Source organism: Algoriphagus winogradskyi, assembly GCF_900182815.1.
GTDB lineage: Bacteria > Bacteroidota > Bacteroidia > Cytophagales > Cyclobacteriaceae > Algoriphagus > Algoriphagus winogradskyi.
Window position 1 is genome coordinate 672,721 of sequence record NZ_FXUA01000003.1, and the last position, 16,175, is coordinate 688,895.

At 40.1% G+C, this 16,175-nt stretch carries 12 protein-coding genes and 1 other RNA gene; 8 read left to right on the top strand and 5 right to left on the bottom strand.

What is annotated here, in order from left to right; all coding sequences use genetic code 11:
- Positions 1–28: 28 nt before the first annotated feature.
- Together QOL76_RS11255 and QOL76_RS11260 are read right to left on the bottom strand one after the other, a co-directional pair.
- A complete protein-coding gene (locus QOL76_RS11255) occupies positions 29–3,910 on the bottom strand; it encodes an AAA domain-containing protein (protein WP_283413060.1) in 3,882 nt (1,293 codons plus the stop codon).
- Positions 3,911–4,732, bottom strand: coding sequence for an SDR family oxidoreductase (locus tag QOL76_RS11260; RefSeq protein WP_283413061.1), 822 nt, complete (start codon positions 4,730–4,732; stop codon positions 3,911–3,913). It lies immediately after the preceding gene.
- 255 nt (positions 4,733–4,987) lie between these two features.
- On the opposite strand from QOL76_RS11260, the gene rlmD reads away from it, so the two are divergent.
- Together rlmD and QOL76_RS11270 are read left to right on the top strand one after the other, a co-directional pair.
- A complete protein-coding gene (gene rlmD, locus QOL76_RS11265) occupies positions 4,988–6,394 on the top strand; it encodes a 23S rRNA (uracil(1939)-C(5))-methyltransferase RlmD (RefSeq protein ID WP_283413062.1) in 1,407 nt (468 codons plus the stop codon).
- A complete protein-coding gene (locus QOL76_RS11270; RefSeq protein WP_283413063.1) occupies positions 6,391–6,768 on the top strand; it encodes a hypothetical protein in 378 nt (125 codons plus the stop codon). Before rlmD ends, QOL76_RS11270 begins: the two co-directional genes overlap by 4 nt.
- 84 nt (positions 6,769–6,852) lie before the next feature.
- Here QOL76_RS11270 and QOL76_RS11275 read toward each other — a convergent pair whose 3' ends face one another.
- Positions 6,853–8,145: an aminopeptidase P family protein gene (locus QOL76_RS11275; protein WP_283413064.1), complete on the bottom strand. Its 1,293-nt coding sequence runs from the start codon at positions 8,143–8,145 to the stop codon at positions 6,853–6,855.
- 120 nt (positions 8,146–8,265) lie between these two features.
- On the opposite strand from QOL76_RS11275, the gene QOL76_RS11280 reads away from it, so the two are divergent.
- The 4 genes from QOL76_RS11280 (at position 8,266) to QOL76_RS11295 (ending at position 12,818) form a co-directional block, all read left to right on the top strand.
- The gene (locus tag QOL76_RS11280; protein WP_283413065.1) at positions 8,266–9,495 is read left to right on the top strand and encodes a M16 family metallopeptidase; all 1,230 of its coding nucleotides are present in this window, start codon (positions 8,266–8,268) and stop codon (positions 9,493–9,495) included.
- 2 nt (positions 9,496–9,497) lie between these two features.
- Entirely contained in the window at positions 9,498–10,142 is a 645-nt protein-coding gene (locus tag QOL76_RS11285; RefSeq protein ID WP_283413066.1) for an O-methyltransferase, read from the top strand.
- A 66-nt stretch (positions 10,143–10,208) separates the two neighbouring features.
- Positions 10,209–11,801 (top strand): lytic transglycosylase domain-containing protein, encoded by a 1,593-nt coding sequence (locus tag QOL76_RS11290; protein WP_283413067.1) that lies wholly within the window; start codon positions 10,209–10,211, stop codon positions 11,799–11,801.
- A 24-nt stretch (positions 11,802–11,825) separates the two neighbouring features.
- Complete coding sequence (locus QOL76_RS11295; protein WP_283413068.1) at positions 11,826–12,818, top strand: DUF3078 domain-containing protein; 993 nt, start codon at positions 11,826–11,828, stop codon at positions 12,816–12,818.
- Here the strand turns inward: QOL76_RS11295 and QOL76_RS11300 are convergent.
- Positions 12,815–13,315, bottom strand: a complete 501-nt coding sequence (locus QOL76_RS11300; protein WP_283413069.1) for a hypothetical protein — start codon at positions 13,313–13,315, stop codon at positions 12,815–12,817. The two genes, QOL76_RS11295 and QOL76_RS11300, sit on opposite strands and share 4 nt — an antisense overlap.
- A 74-nt stretch (positions 13,316–13,389) precedes the next feature.
- The gene (locus QOL76_RS11305; protein ID WP_283413070.1) at positions 13,390–14,535 is read right to left on the bottom strand and encodes a DNA polymerase III subunit gamma/tau; all 1,146 of its coding nucleotides are present in this window, start codon (positions 14,533–14,535) and stop codon (positions 13,390–13,392) included.
- Positions 14,536–14,774: 239 nt separating this feature from the next.
- Between QOL76_RS11305 and ssrA the strand changes: the two genes are divergently transcribed.
- Both ssrA and QOL76_RS11315 read left to right on the top strand, forming a co-directional pair.
- Positions 14,775–15,177, top strand: a transfer-messenger RNA (tmRNA) gene (gene ssrA / locus QOL76_RS11310).
- Between the two features lie 433 nt (positions 15,178–15,610).
- On the top strand, positions 15,611–16,021 hold the full coding sequence (locus tag QOL76_RS11315; RefSeq protein WP_283413071.1) for a hypothetical protein: 411 nt from the start codon (positions 15,611–15,613) through the stop codon (positions 16,019–16,021).
- The last annotated feature ends 154 nt before the right edge of the window (positions 16,022–16,175 follow it).

Here is a 16,175-nt window from a genome sequence, read left to right on the forward strand (position 1 = left end):
ATGATTTATAAGTCAATATTCTTATTTATCAATCAATAAACGAATCTCTACTCCATTTCCAATCATAACTCCATCCTTTTTGCACAAGAAGAATCGGGTGGTAAGCCAAAGCGGCTTTAGCTGTGGAGGCATTAAAAAACCGTTGATCATCTGTAAGTATGGCTATCTTATCTCCATTTGAATCCTCTGACATCAAATCCATCACTACTGATGGAACATCAGCTGAATAAGAATTACCGCTCTTCAGAAGTCTATTTTTCAAGCTCCAATCAATTTCATAACCCTTTGAAATGGGCTCAGGAATAGAAATCGAAGCATTTTCACTCTGAGCACGGACAAAAGCCAAAAACTCCCGCAGTAAGACTAAACCTGGATTTTTAAGTTGGCTAGGACGAAAATCAGCTGAATCAATACTCGAAATAATATGCATTTTTTTCCTAGCACGGGTGATAGCCACATTCAATCTATTTTCAGCACCAGATTTCCCAAGCAACCCGAAGTTTGTCACCAACTTCCCTTCAGGATTTGGAGCATAGCCTAAGGATAAAATCACCTGATCAAACTCATCGCCCTGTACATTTTCAATGTTTCGAACCTTGATTCCACTATTTTGAAAACCAGCTTTCCAGAGCTTTTCCCGAATCAATTCCATTTGAAAATAATTTCCCGTTACAATACCAATAGTATCTTCAGGATAAGAACCACCAATTGACTCCACCTTCAAAACCACAGCATCGGCCTCCATCTTATTCACCTGGTTTACCCAGATTCCCTCCACTTTTTCCCAAGAGAAAGCAGGTTTTCCAGCCATTGAAGTTGCATAATCCGGCAAGGTTTCCAGTTGATTTTCGTAGAAATGACTATTGGAAAAATGTATCAATGCAGGATCTGAAGAGCGGTAATGCCCTTTGAGTTGGTGCTTTTCAAAGAAATTTCCAGCCAATTCTAGTAAAGATTCTGCTTCGTATTCCAACCCTTCTTCGTCAGACTCCCATTTAACCTGATAGAAATCTGACGGCCTCAGCTGCTTGGAATCTCCGGCAATCACCACCTGCTTACCACGAAGCATAGCAGGCAAACCGCGCTCAACTTGACACTGAGAAGCCTCATCGAAAATCACCAAATCAAACTCCTGATTTAAAGGAAACAAGGCTGAAACAGTCTCAGGGCTCGCAAACCAACAAGGCAACAAACGAAAAACCTCCTTTCCCATTTCTTCCACCAATTTGCGAATCGGCCAGCGCTGCCTCTTTTTACTTACCTGATGAAGCAAATCCCGATAAGTCAGTCGATTTCCTAAGCGGTTAAACTCCAAGTCAGAAGTAACTTGTTCTCGAAGTCTTAGTAAGGCAATGTGCCTAGCGATCTTCCTTTTTTCAAGAATTGAATCTTTCAATTCAGCCAATTCATGAGCCATTTTGAGACTTCCAGCATCTGCCAAAACAGGATTCTTAACTTCAATTTGAGCTATCCAAGCCAAATACCAGGAATTCCAAAACACCAAAACCTGCTCACTTAAATTCAAGTCGGCAAAATCAGTTTCAAGCTTTTCTGCAAGTGTAAGAGTAACTGAGTCAGAGCTTTCCAAAAACCTATCAAAAGCAACTAACTCAGAAAATGTCTGATTAATCTGGATTTCAAACTTATCAGTAGGAAAGTCATTTTTAAGAATTTCCAAAATTTGTTCATCCCTCAAATATGCCCTCCAATTGGTAGAATTGAGCTCAAGCGATTTAGAGAATTCATCTAGTTTTTTGAGCAGCTGCATAAAGTCATCAGAATTCCAATTTGCCACTGAATGAACTTCTGGCTGACTTTTCCATGACTCCACCCAAGCCAAAATCGGGTTTATCAATTCAACCTCATCCTTCAACCCTTCAATTGAAAGCTCATTCCTATTCAAACCTTCAATTATCGGAAGCTCTGAAAGCTCAATTTTCAAGGATTTGAGTATGTCTAACTCAGCTTGAATATTAGATACAGATGCTTCATTAAAGCTTAGATTGGCTTTCTTCAGAATATCAAAAGTCAGTGGGAACTTACTTTTACTCAAGTTCACCTGAATTCTGCCAAGCCATGAATTTGCTTTAGGTTGTAGCGAATTCAACTCACCTTCCAAAGCAGAAATACTCTCATTACTTGCCGATATCCCAAATGAAAGCTTTTGCAACTTATTGATAGCCTTAGTATTCCAGTCCTTAATGATGGTCAGACCCCTTAATATAGCAGGATCGAAAACAGCTGAAATACCTAAATCAGGCTTTTCCAATTGCTTAAGGAAAGAACTTATTCGTTCTACCTTTTTGCAGAAATCACCATCTGTTAGTATTAGCTCGGATAGCTTATCAAAGTCAAAATCATTGTTCAGGTGAAAAGTCTTTTCTCTAAATCCTGAAATCTCTTTCAGAACCTGATTTATCCTAGGGAAAACCGAGGGCTCAAAATGGGCAAAAGAAACTCTGTTTTCCCAAAAGGAGCCAGCAAACTGGACTTTATAAGAATGGTGAATTTTATAATTCTTTTCAAAATCCAGAGCTGACTGATAATCCAGCTTTACTAATTCAGAATGCTCGAAGAATGGCTTTTGGAGGTCAGCCTTCAAATACATTGCCTTTACTGGAATGCCAGCCGCATCGGTATCAAAAAGTGCAGATCTAAACCTCTCAAACTTATCCGAAAGCCTAGCAATTGTTTTAGAGTATTGAGAGATTTCACGCTCAAGTTGTATAGAATCAATCCCTCGATTTTGCTCCTGATAAGCCTCTATAGATTCAATTTGAGCTTTTATCTTTTGAAAGAGGACTTTCTGATCTGTCCGGAAATCATGCACCAACCCCAAGAAATCACCAAAACCAGCTTTACTCAATCGCTCAAAAACCACATCAAGCGCAGCTCTCTTTTGTGAGACCACCAATACTTTTTTGCCGCGAGAGCAATAGTCTGAAACCAGATTTGCAATTAATTGAGACTTGCCCGTACCTGGCGGACCTTCAACAACAAGACTCTTGCCGTGCCGAACTTTCACTAAAACATTTTCCTGAGAAGCATCCAGTGGAAATACAGGAAAAAGCTGGTCTTCTCTAGGAATGAGCTGACTTTCATCGTTTGCAAAAAAATGAGTAAATAACTCTTCCAGACTTAACTCGCCAAATTCCTTTTCCAACTTTTCGTAATCAGTGAAAAGAAAACTTCCTTTTTGAGCAAATAACCCTAACAAAGCATAGCTTTTCAAGGCAATCCTTCCATCCTGAAATTGAATAGAATCCAGACTAAGTTGGGAAACTGGGAATGGAGCCAACTGGTCTTCAAACAGCGATGAACTCAGCTGAATCGAGAAGTGATAATTAAGAATCTTTGAAAACCCAGTTCGAAACCCAGTTGCATCAGTCGATAATTCCTGCAATTCTTGATTCAACGAATCTGCCTCTACTACTTTTCCATATGCATGGCTATAAGCCAAAAGAAATGCCGGATTCCATTGCCAATCGTCCGTTTTTGAGAATATCCATTGCCCATGTTCAAGTTGCAACTTTATACCTAAAAGCAATAGTGGCGCACGCAAGACCTGACCATTAATAAGCTTCCCTTCAACAAATGGCCAACCAAGAAAAAGTGATTGCTCACCAGTCTCTTCTTGGGTCAATTGATCACGAAAGGAAAGTCTGGATAATGCCTTTGAAAGCGTATTTACATTCGCAAGACGAGGATCAGATTCGGGGATTAATGTGAGGGGTTTCTTAGATGAAATAGACTTCCTGATTATCTCAAAGCTATTTTCACCATTTAAAAAATCAAATTCCTTCAGATCTAGAACTCCAAAACCTTCCGACTTAGATAAATAAAGCGACCTGTTTTTGGAGGACAGGTCTACGAGGCGGTTTCGGTAAGTCTGAAAGATTGACTCAGGCATTTAATGGAAAGGTGAGTCTTTTTCCTTTTTCAATTGATTATACACAATATGATCCAACCTGCCCGGCATCCACTTATTAAGGAATTTCAACAGCTTTCCTTGGGTAGTAAGCGTCAAATCACGCTTTCTTTTCAGTGTAGCATTCAATATCTCTTCTGCTACTTCTTCCGAACTCATCATTTTGGATTCGTCCCTAGGCGATTCTCCTTGTAAAGAACCATGAGCAGTGAGTGCATTTTTACGAATATTGGACGCAGTAAATCCAGGACAAGCCACTAAGACATGAACTCCCTTTTTCATTACTTCTGTTCTAAGCGATTCAAAAAAACCATTCATCGCAAATTTACTTGCCGTATATGCCGTTCTAGCTGGTGTACCACGAAATCCGTTGATCGAGGAAATGCCAATGACGGTCCCTTTATTCTCAATTATAGATGGCAAACAAAACTTGGTTGCGTATACGGTACCCCAAAAATTAGTTTCCATTACTTTATGGAATACTTCGAAATCAAGATTTTCGAAAAGTGCACGCATAGAAATGCCCGCATTGTTTATCAAAATGTCGATCTTTCCATATTCAGAAAGTACCGTTTCTGCCATCCGTTGGTTATCCGCAATCACGCTGGCATCAGCTAAAATGGTCAAAACATTTAGCCCTTCTGCAGCCAACTTTTCTTTGGTAGCATCCAACTTTTCTTGATTTCTGCCTGTTATGGCCACCCTAGCTCCTGCTTCGCCAAAAACTCTCGCACAAGACTCTCCTATTCCAGATGTGGCACCAGTAACTATGACTACTTTATCTTTAAGACTATCTTCTTTCATTGATCGTGCAAAGATACAGAATTTGTGTTTTTTAAATTTCAAGTCCGAGTATCGAAAAAACTTCGAAAATTGACTTTTATCAAAAGCTCAATCAATTAGGGATTTTCCTACCGAACAAGTTCTAACCAAAATTTCCATTTTTAAGTTTTCTAATGGATTGTTTTTTAATGGGCAGTAGAAATTTTAAGTACGAGATAAAATTCAAGTTAGATCTGATATTCCTTATTGCAGCCAAAATTCCCTAATTTTGCGCCCATGTCGCGAAAAATGAAAAATAAAGTGATTACCAACCTACTCATCGAGCGTATTGCTTCGGAGGGAAAATGCTTGGGACATCATGAGGAAAAAGTGGTTTTTGTAACTGGGGTAGCACCTGGAGATGTGGTAGATGTGAGAATTACCAAGGGAAAAAGCTCTTTTATGGAAGGAGAACCTGTGAAATTCCACGAGTATTCTACCGAGAGAATTGAGCCTTTCTGCCCACACTTTGGGACTTGCGGCGGCTGCAAGTGGCAACACATTAATTATGACTTGCAGAAAACCTACAAGCGTCAGCAGGTTTTGGATCAATTTCAGCGTATAGCCAAAGTGGAAATCCCTGAAGTGTGGCCAACGCTAGGTTCAGAAAAAACCAAATACTACAGAAATAAGCTAGACTTTACCTTCTCAAACAAGAAGTGGCTGACCATAGAGCAAATCCAGTCGGGAGAAGATTTTGACCGAAATGCACTTGGTTTTCATATCCCAAAGATGTTTGATAAGATCGTGGATGTAGATCACTGCTACTTACAGGGAAATATCTCGAATGACGTCAGGAATGAGCTGAGAACATTTGCGCTAGCGAACAACCTAAGTTTCTACGACATTAGAAATCAAGTTGGACTTCTTCGCAATCTCATCATCCGAACAACCAGTACAGATCAATCCATGGTGATTGTACAGTTTGGCGAAAATGATCCGGAAGGAATTCAAAAAGTGATGGAGTTTTTGAATCAGAAATTCCCTGAGATCACGTCACTACTTTACGTGATTAATACCAAAGGAAATGAGACTTTCCATGATTTGGATTTGGTGACTTTCGCAGGAAATGACTTTATCGAAGAAGAAATGGAAGGCTTGAAATTTCGAATCGGACCAAAGTCTTTCTACCAAACCAACTCTGAGCAAGCTTACGAATTGTACAAGGTCGCACGTGATTTTGCTGATTTGCAAGGAGATGAAGTGGTTTATGATCTTTATACCGGAACGGGTACTATCGCTAATTTCGTGGCGAAAAAGGCGAAACAAGTGATCGGAATTGAATATGTACCTGCGGCGATCGAGGACGCGAAAATCAATTCCCAGATCAACGGTATCGACAACACCCTATTCTATGCCGGCGATATGAAAGACATGCTAAACGATGAATTCATCGCAAATCATGCCGCACCGGATCTGATCATCACCGATCCTCCTCGTGCTGGAATGGATGAGAAGGTACTTCAGATGCTTTTGAGACTGAACGCTCCCAAGATTGTTTATGTTTCTTGTAACCCCGCCACACAGGCAAGGGATGTGGCTCTTTTGGGAGAAAAATATAAGGTGGAAAAAATCCAGCCAGTGGATATGTTTCCACAAACCTATCACGTAGAAAATGTCGTACTCTTAACTTTAAAATCATGATTTCAGATTTCAATGATCCAGAACTTAGCGGCAAATATTTAGGAACAATTACCGCTGATTTCATAAAAATATCGGACGCTTTGAAAGAAGCTTCCTATCAAATCAGAGACAGAAAATTCTCTAATTACCCAATTTTCCCAATATCAAAAGAGATGCAGCCTATCGGTAAAATCTTTGTGGGAAAAGAAGAAAAAGGTTTGGATTGGAATTACTTCATGACCTATGTGGACGAATTTGTTCAACGCAAATTAATCGCTGAAGAATCTCTTCCAGACTTCGAAAAAGCTTATAAAGATCCAGACGAATTCTGCTGCTTGTTTGTGATGGATGGAGCATTTACCAGTTTTGTGTACATACCTTATCCGAACGATTAAATTCAGATTTTAACAACAAAAAAGCTTTACCTATTAACTAGGTAAAGCTTTTTTGTTTTGGTGGGTTTTGGTGTAAAAATCCAATTAACTATTCATCAAATCTTCGATTTCCTCAGCTTCTATTGGAATATTACGCATCAAGTCGAAATAACCTTTTTCTTCCTTAATTACGATATTATTTTCCAATCTGACACCTAAACCTTCTTCCTGAATATAGATTCCTGGTTCTACTGTAAATACCATTCCAGGTTTAATTGGCCCATGCATCGTCCCAACATCATGCACATCCAGTCCCAAATGATGGGAAGTACCATGCATAAAGTACTTTTTATAAGCAGGCCAAGCTGGATCTTGATTTTTGATGTCAGTTTGATCAATCAGACCTAAGCCAACCAATTCACTTTGCATGATCAATCCTACTTCTTTGTGGTAATCCTGAATGTTTGTACCGATTCTTAGAATATTAGCAGCTTCTTTTTGCACTCTTAAAACAGCATCATAAACTGCTCGTTGTCGCTCTGTAAATCTCCCACTCACTGGAATGGTACGCGTCATATCGGCATTGTAATTACCATATTCTGCACCTACGTCCATGAGAAGTAATTCTCCCGCAAGACATTCTTTGTGATTTTCAATGTAATGAAGCACACAAGCAGAAGCTCCGGAGGCGATGATAGGCTGGTACGCAAAGCCATTGCTACGGTTTCTCACAAACTCATGCAGATACTCTGCTTCTATCTCATATTCAGTAACTCCTGGTTTTACGAAAGACAAGATTCTTCTAAAGCCTTTCTCAGTAATGTCACAAGCTATCTGTAGCTGGTCAATTTCTTCCTTTTCCTTCACTCCTCTCAGCTCGTGCATTATTGGCGCTGATCGATGATAATTATGCAGCGGAAATTTCTCCTTGCATTCTTTTATGAATCTAGCATCCTGAGTTTCCACCACCACACCTGCTCGCAGATGTTCATTCGTATTCAGATAGACATTGCAGCTAAGCGCCATAACGGTATTAAACACCTGATCAAAATTGCTTAGCCACTGAATATTTTTGATTCCAGATGTAGCTTCAGCCTCCTCTTTTGTGTACTTGTGCCCTTCCCAGATAGCGATATGCTCGTTTGTTTCACGTAGAAACAGGACTTCTCTCATAGTAGGGTTTGGGCAATCCGGCGCGACGAGTAATATCGTTTCTTCCTGATCTATACCTGTCAGGTAAAACAAATCATTATTCTGACGAAAGCGCATGGTTCCGTCTGCGTTGGTAGGCATGATGTCATTCGAATTAAAAATCGCGACGCTACTTTCAGCAAGTTTGTAGCAAAATTTCTCACGATTCTTAATGTATAGAGAACTGGAAAGAGGTTGGTATTTCATATTATTCTTATTCTTCTGAGTTGGAAAGTTACAAATTCTCAGGTGAAAATTAGGTTTGAAATTCCTCTGGAACCATTTTCCTGCTTTACTTTGTATATTACCGACAGGGTAAATTAAAGCATGGAATTAAACATCAAAGAACTTAGTAACGGCATTCGGATTGTCCATCAGGAAGTTACCCATACCAGACTAGTTCACTGCGGATTTATATTAGATATAGGAAGTAGAGATGAGACCAAAGAGCAAGAAGGTCTGGCTCATTTCTGGGAGCACATGGCTTTCAAGGGCACACAGAAGCGTAAAACCTTCCATATTCTTAATCGCCTGGAATCGCTCGGCGGAGAACTTAACGCCTATACCACCAAAGAAAAAGTATGCTTCTATGCATCAACATTAAAGGAGCATTATGGCAAAGCGTCCGAATTACTTTTTGACATCACTTTCAACAGCACATTCCCGGAAAAGCAGATAGAAAAAGAGCGGCAAGTTATCTTGGAAGAAATGGCAATGTACCGGGATTCTCCAGATGATGCGATTCAGGATGAGCTCGACGAATTGGTTTTTGAGAATCATGCACTGGGAAGAAACATCTTGGGTACAGAGCAAACCGTCGGAAGCTTTACTCAGCAGGATTTCTTTGATTTCATTTCCACTCGTTTGGACACTTCCAGACTTATCTTCTCAGTCGTAGGGAATATCTCCTTCCAAAAAGTTCTAAAGGGAATTGAGACTCCTTTATCCCAAATCCAGACGAAGAGAAGTCTCTATGTCAGAAATGGATTCAACAACTATGTACCCAAAGTGAAAACGCAGGAACGAGATATCAGCCAGTCCCTTTGTGCAATTGGACGACCGGCATTTTCCCTTTACGATCCTAATCGATTCAAACTTTACCTGCTCAATAATATCCTGGGTGGGCCAAGTATGAATAGCCGTCTGAACCTGATGCTTCGGGAAAAACATGGTTATGTATATAGTATAGAGTCCAGTTATCAGCCTTTTTCAGACATAGGATTTTTTGGAATATACTTTGGTACCGAGGGAAAAACGCTGAAAAAAGCACAAGCACTAGTTTTAAAAGAAATGAGCAAATTAGCTAATACCAGACTAGGGACACTTCAGCTTCACATGGCAAAAGAACAGGCAATTGGCCAAATGGCGATGGCTGAGGAAAATTACTCCGCCTTGATGCTAGTGTATGGAAAAAGTCTCCTGGATCATGGAAAAGTAGATCCTTTGGACAAAATATTCACCCAGATCAAAAATACCACAGCAGCAGAAATCCAGGGAATCGCCGAAGAAATCTTCAATCCTGACCAACTTACTTTCCTAACTTACACGCCCCAATAATTATGGAATTTATCGATCCAGCTCTTTTAACCTATTGTGAAAATCACAGCAGTGAGGAAGATCTTCTGCTTCAAAAAATCACACGTGAAACGCAGGCAAAAGTGATGATGCCCCGGATGATCTCCGGACATTTGCAAGGGAAAATGCTGGAACTTTTCGCCAAAATGCAAAATCCAAAAACTATTCTTGAAATTGGCACCTACACTGGCTATTCAGGGATTTGCCTAGCTAGAGGATTGAAAAAAGGTGGAAAGTTAATTACGCTGGACATCAATGATGAGCTGGAGACGATGGTCCGTGGATTTTTTGATGAAAGTGGACTTGCCGGCCAAATCGATTACCGGTTGGGAAATGCGCTCGAAATTATACCTGAACTTACGGGCCCTTTTGACATGGTGTTTATTGACGCTGACAAAATCAATTACGGAAAGTATTACGACTTGATCATCGATAAGATGAATCCTGGAGGGATTATCCTTGCAGACAATGTGCTTTGGTCAGGTAAAATCCTAGTCGAGAAAGGCAAGAAAATAGACAAGGACACCCAAGCTTTATTGGACTTCAATGCGATGGTTCAAAACGACCCAAGAGTCGAAAACGCACTTCTCCCAATTCGGGATGGAGTAATGATTGCAAGAAAAATCTAGCCGAAACGAAAAGGGGAATCATTTTTGCTAAAATGAGTCAGAATCGATGATGAAAGCCTTTTTCGAATGAAAATCAACAGTACCCCTTACCTTCTTTTCATCCTGCTAGTGTTTTTTGGCCAAGAGTCCATGGCCCAAATACCGCAAGTACCTGCGGAATTGGAGTTTGCAGATCTAATCGTACGAATAAATCCCCAGGCTAGACGTGAAATCCAGCTTGACGTAGATGCACAATACAGAAATCCTTCCTATTTCAAAGTAAAGCAGGATAGAGTCAATTTATATATGCCGATTATCGAGCGGGAACTTCGGAATGCAGGCGTACCTGTAGATCTAAAATACCTTGCTATTCAAGAAAGTAGTCTGATCGGAGATGCTGTTTCTACTTCTAATGCAGTTGGTTTTTGGCAGTTTAAGCAAGGAACAGCAGAGGAGGTTTTTCTAAGAGTAGATAACCAAATCGATGATCGAAAAAATATTGTCTCATCAACTAAAGGAGCTGCACTCTATTTACAGAAGCATAATAACACCTTCGACAACTGGATGTGCGCTTTGGTTTCTTACCAAATGGGTTTGGGAGGAGCGAAAGCCTATTTTGGGACTCAATACAATGGCAAGCAGATCGTAGATGTAGACCGAAATACACATTGGTATTTTAAAAAATTCTTGGCTCACAAAATCGCTTTTGGAAGCCAAACCACCTCATTTACCAGCAGTGGTCAATACATGGTGGAAGAGCGAGTTCAAGGGCCTACCACTCTGGCTGCTTTGGCCAAGAAGTATGGGGTGACAGAAAAGCATTTAGAAGAATATAATCTCTGGACTAAAAACGGAAAAATCCCAGGCGACAGAGTTTATACTGTAGTATATGTACGTGATGGATCAGCACCGATTCAGCAGGCAATCATCACCGAATCAAAACCTGTTAGCCAAAGTTCTAACTCGACCACTACTTCTACTTCACCTGCTTATCAACAAGCTAATTCCTTCCCGAGAATCTCTGGAAACACGACCAAAGCTTCACAGCCAGACCAGATTACCGTGAACAATCTTGATGGTGTACAAGCTGCTCAATCCACTACACAAAGTACATTCTCAGATCGAGTGGGTATTAGAGAAAATAAATTGAGAAGGCTAAATGACCTAGATAAAGGGGAGCGTATCGAAGCTGGAGAGTATTATTACACCGAAAAAAAGAATGCAAGTGCTGAAGTCGCTACACATATCGTTCGCTCAGGAGAGACCCTGTGGAGCATTTCTCAGAAATACGGAATCAAACTTTCTGCACTGAAGTCTAAGAACCGAATCAGAAAAGACAGAGACTTGAAAGTTGGAATGGTACTAAACCTTCAAGAGCATAGAAAACGTGGAGAGGATATTCCGATGGTGAAAATCAATAACCCAGCACCAACCAGAGAAGTTATGGCATCAGAGGTATCGACTATTCCTACCACTAATCAACCGGCTATTAATACTTCCGCCCCTAATAACACTACTTCTTCAACCTCAAAAATAACACATACTGTTTCCAGTGGAGACACACTATTTGCTATAAGTAAGAAATACGGAGTGACTGTCAACCAGTTGAAAAGCTGGAACAATATTGGAGCTCAAAACATCATATCCATAGGGCAGAAATTGGTTATCTTCCGCCCTTAAATTGCAATCATCCACGCTTTTTAAATGTCAAAATATCTCCTAATTTTTGGATTACTTCTAGTATGCCTCGGCCAAACTTTGCAGGCTCAGGACAGGCAATACATTCCTGATACTGTCCTCATTAATGGAGATACTTTATTGATGCTTGGAGATTCACTATTTGTAGAAGAGCCAGTAAAGGAAATTTTCTGGAAAACAGGAGGCAATTATAACCTAAATATTCAGCAAGTCACTTTGTCAAATTGGGCTGCGGGTGGCGCAAGTACTTTTGCAATGAACTCCGGCTTGACTCTTTATGCTAATTACAAAAAAGATAATAAGGTTTGGGATACTCAGCTTACTGTAAGTCTTGGGTTCAACCGACAAGATGATAGAGATTTCAAAACCAGAAAAACTAATGATAACTTCACTTTTGTCAGTAATTATGGTCGGGAGCTTTCTGAATTTTTCTACTTATCCACTCAATTAGATGCAAGGACACAGCTGCTTGCTGGTTACAAATTTTCCAGACCAGCGGGAAGTGATGTGGAAATCCGAACAAAAATATCCGACTTACTTTCTCCTGGCTATGTACAATCTTCCACGGGTCTTAACTACCGAAAAACCTATAAAGACAAAAGTAAGCTTTCGGTAATACTCTCCCCTTTCACAGGTAGATTTACGATTGTATTGGATGATTCACTGAGTCGTGCTGGTGCATTCGGAGTAGTACCAGGGGAAAATGTTCGAGCTGAAGCTGGGGTTTCGCTTGCGGCTTCTGTGACAGACATCCAATTAATGAAAAATGTCACCTGGAAATCAGACATCAATCTTTTCTCAAACTATGAGGTATTTGGAAATATGGTTGTCAATTTCAAATCTGTGATCAGAATGCAGGTGAATAAATTTATTTCCACTCGAATAGAAACCGTGCTAATCTATGATGAGGAGGTGTTTATCAAACAAGATGACGGGACGTCCAGACAAGCAGTGCAACTGCAAAATCTAATCAACTTTGGGATTTCACTTGACTTTTAGAAATCTGTTTCCAGTCCAAACCTACGCTGAAACTCTGCCAATGCAGCGTGCTTTTCTTTTAAAAAATTGAATTTATCGGTGCTCGTATAAAGTTTGTTCCGTTCTGATTCCAGCTCTTCTTTTATTTCAATTTCTACTTTAAAATGATTGACTGAGCCAAATTCCCGGACTACTCGAACTAATTCAGGCTTCATCTTCAATGCAAGTTCTTCTTGCACGTGCCCCATCACCTCAAGGATTACCGTATCAGAATTCATTTTAATAGAATCACCTAGAATCGCCAATTCCATACTTTTCCCAAGCTGCTGAAAATGTTCTTTTACTTTTGGAAAGACTTCATCTAAGATACTTTGAGTAAGATCTCTCCCTTCAATTTCTACTTCAATAACCTCTTCACTTACCTTAGATCTGGCTTGGATAAGTTCATCTTTAGCCTTTTGCTCAGCTAACTGTTTGGTATGCCCGAGGTTTTTTGGAATAGAAATAGTCTTCTGCAAAGAGCTAGGTTTTGCAGAACTAGAAGATATGGGTAAGGCAATTGATTCTTTTACTGGTTCAGGGGCTTCCCCTGTCAGGCTTTTTTTTTTGCATCCTCTGCTGCCATCATAGAAAGGCGAAATGCTTGAGGAAGCTTCGCCATTTTCATCAGAGCCAACTCCACATGCAAGCGCTGATTCTTTGAAGTCTTATAATGGATATCGCATTGATTTGCGATGTTCAATGAAGAGAGTAAAAATGAAGCTGAAGCCGCTTCTGTTTGTTGCAAATAGCGTTCTTTAGCAGACTCTGACACCTCTATCAACTCTATAGTAGCAGGATCTTTGGCCACTAACAAGTCACGTAAGTGCTCGCAAAGTCCAACAATAAAATTATGCCCATCAAAACCTTTCTTCAGGATCTCGTCAAAAATCAATAAAACCTGAGAAAGATCCTCAGAGACCAAAGCATCCAAAACTTTGAAATAGTAGTCATAATCCAGAATATGAAGATTTCCTATGGTCTCATGATAGGTCACTTTTTTCCCAGCGGAATAAGTCACAATCAAATCAAACATAGAAAGTGCATCCCGAAGCGCGCCATCTGCTTTGGTGGCAATAAGTCTAAGCGCTTCTTCCTCATAATCCACTTTTTCCTTTTCCGCGATATATTGCAAATGACCCGAAATGTCTTTGATCTGAATTCTATTGAAATCAAAAATCTGACAACGAGAAAGAATAGTAGGGATAATTTTATGCTTCTCTGTGGTTGCCAAAATAAAAATGGCATACTTAGGAGGCTCCTCCAAAGTCTTCAAAAAGGCATTAAAAGCCTGATTGGAAAGCATGTGAACCTCATCAATGATATAGACTTTATACTGCCCTTTTTGCGGAGCATAGCGTACTTGATCTACCAGATTACGGATATCATCCACGGAGTTGTTCGAAGCAGCATCGAGCTCGTAGATATTGAAGGAACTGTTGTTTTGGAAAGAAACACAGGATTCGCATTTACCGCATGCTTCGAAGTCAGCCTGAAGATCTTCGCAGTTGATTGTCTTGGCAAGGATACGCGCACAGGTAGTCTTACCCACCCCACGTGGACCACAAAACAAAAAAGCCTGAGCTAAGTGATTGTTTTTTATGGCATTCTGGAGCGTGGTCGTGATATGCTGCTGTCCTACTACGCTCTTAAAATCTGCCGGTCTGTATTTTCTTGCCGAAACGACGAAATTTTCCATCACCGCAAGATATAAAAAACTCTATACTCGGGATGCCTGAAATCCGAGCTATTTAAAAGATTTTCCGTAAAGAATTGAGTTTGAAGCGCATATTATTAGAGAATTTGAATAAGTATTCAATGCGCAGTGTTCAGTAATCGGCCTGCCAACTGAACACTGATCACTGAATAATTAAATTTTATTACCCCGACCTCAAGTCGGAACTATTTTCCCATTACTTTTGTCATCCTAATTCAAATGGGGCTGACCGGTTTTGACAGTAAGTGTAAAGATCGGGCTCGCATGCAGGCTGGAGTATGTACGGCCTTGAAAAATTCATATGCACTATAAATGGCGAAGAATCTTACGCTATGGCTGCCTAATCTTACCTTAACAGGAAAGAACGCTTAAAGGGTTGAGTTACGAGAGTAATTCCCCGGCCACATCTCACCGCCCGTTGTCTGATCCGGGTGGATCTGAGGTGTCGACTTGATCGGACTGCTGCTTGTGATGCTATTATGCAAGTTTAAGATTCAGTAGCTAAGTCGAAACAAGGTGTGTCACCCAGCATATTTCGATCGAAAACCTAACAGGTGACTAAGCATGTAGAAGGTACGTTGTTTCCTTATCTGGACGCGAGTTCGAATCTCGCCAGCTCCACCTGATGGCACAAATCCAATTTTGAAGGATTTGTGCCTTTCTTTTTTGAAGATAATCCACTATTTATCAGATAGATAAGCTTAACAAATTTGGTGACTTCGGGAGTTCGAACATTTTAATCCTGAAAAGTTATTTTTTCTGCAAAAGTCGAACTCATTATACTTTCCTTCTCTTCTGCACTTGCAATTTCCTATAACGCGCCGAGCCTACCCATCACCCTCAAAACACCTGTCCCCCTATATACTCCTGACGGATAAACTACTCAATATAAGCTCGCTTAAAAAACGTAACACCTTTGAATGTGTACTCTGGCAAACAACATATTACTCTCAAAATGAGGGAATTAAAGTATTTTCAATAAAAGCAACAAATCTTTACTGATATTTCATCAATTGCCCTTGACTATTGGCGAAGTCTTACATAAGTTTGTACCCAAATGGCAAAGTATCTAGTTAGATTCTTATTATCGCTAAGTATTCTCATATCGAGTGGGTATAGTGCTATCTATGCCAGTATTGATAGTGATAATGCTTTAGAAAGCGCAGGAGGCTCTTTTGAGACTTCTGTAGGAATCAACAATACAAAACAACACCCCCTATCTATTTCTGCAAGCAAAGAGCATGGCAGCAATATATTTACCGTCAACAATTCCAAAGTTGAAGAGGAAGATGATAAGTTTGTCACAGATCATAGCTTTTTAGATAGCGCATACTTCAGCGCCATATACTTTACCCGGATTTTCGGTTTTCTCTTTCAAACTTCATCACATGACTTGCATTTCAGCAAGTTTGTGCCAAATACAGGAGAGCTTCGTAAACACGTAGTCATTCAGGTATTTAGAATATAATACTACTTTTTTGAGGCAGAAAACCATTCTTGCCTAACACTCCCATTTTCTTAATTACCCCTTAGAACATCAGCTAAAAAAACACCTGATGCTCAACGGTTTCTGTGTATTCCCTTATACACAACCTCCCAAAATCACCCGGAAAAAAGTATCG

Coding starts and splice junctions, on each gene's coding strand:
- QOL76_RS11255 (WP_283413060.1), bottom strand. CDS start 3,910: ATGCCTGAGTCAATCTTTCAGACTTACCGAAACCGCCTCGTAGACCTG.
- QOL76_RS11260 (WP_283413061.1), bottom strand. CDS start 4,732: ATGAAAGAAGATAGTCTTAAAGATAAAGTAGTCATAGTTACTGGTGCC.
- rlmD (WP_283413062.1), top strand. CDS start 4,988: ATGTCGCGAAAAATGAAAAATAAAGTGATTACCAACCTACTCATCGAG.
- QOL76_RS11270 (WP_283413063.1), top strand. CDS start 6,391: ATGATTTCAGATTTCAATGATCCAGAACTTAGCGGCAAATATTTAGGA.
- QOL76_RS11275 (WP_283413064.1), bottom strand. CDS start 8,145: ATGAAATACCAACCTCTTTCCAGTTCTCTATACATTAAGAATCGTGAG.
- QOL76_RS11280 (WP_283413065.1), top strand. CDS start 8,266: ATGGAATTAAACATCAAAGAACTTAGTAACGGCATTCGGATTGTCCAT.
- QOL76_RS11285 (WP_283413066.1), top strand. CDS start 9,498: ATGGAATTTATCGATCCAGCTCTTTTAACCTATTGTGAAAATCACAGC.
- QOL76_RS11290 (WP_283413067.1), top strand. CDS start 10,209: ATGAAAATCAACAGTACCCCTTACCTTCTTTTCATCCTGCTAGTGTTT.
- QOL76_RS11295 (WP_283413068.1), top strand. CDS start 11,826: ATGTCAAAATATCTCCTAATTTTTGGATTACTTCTAGTATGCCTCGGC.
- QOL76_RS11305 (WP_283413070.1), bottom strand. CDS start 14,535: ATGGAAAATTTCGTCGTTTCGGCAAGAAAATACAGACCGGCAGATTTT.
- QOL76_RS11315 (WP_283413071.1), top strand. CDS start 15,611: ATGGCAAAGTATCTAGTTAGATTCTTATTATCGCTAAGTATTCTCATA.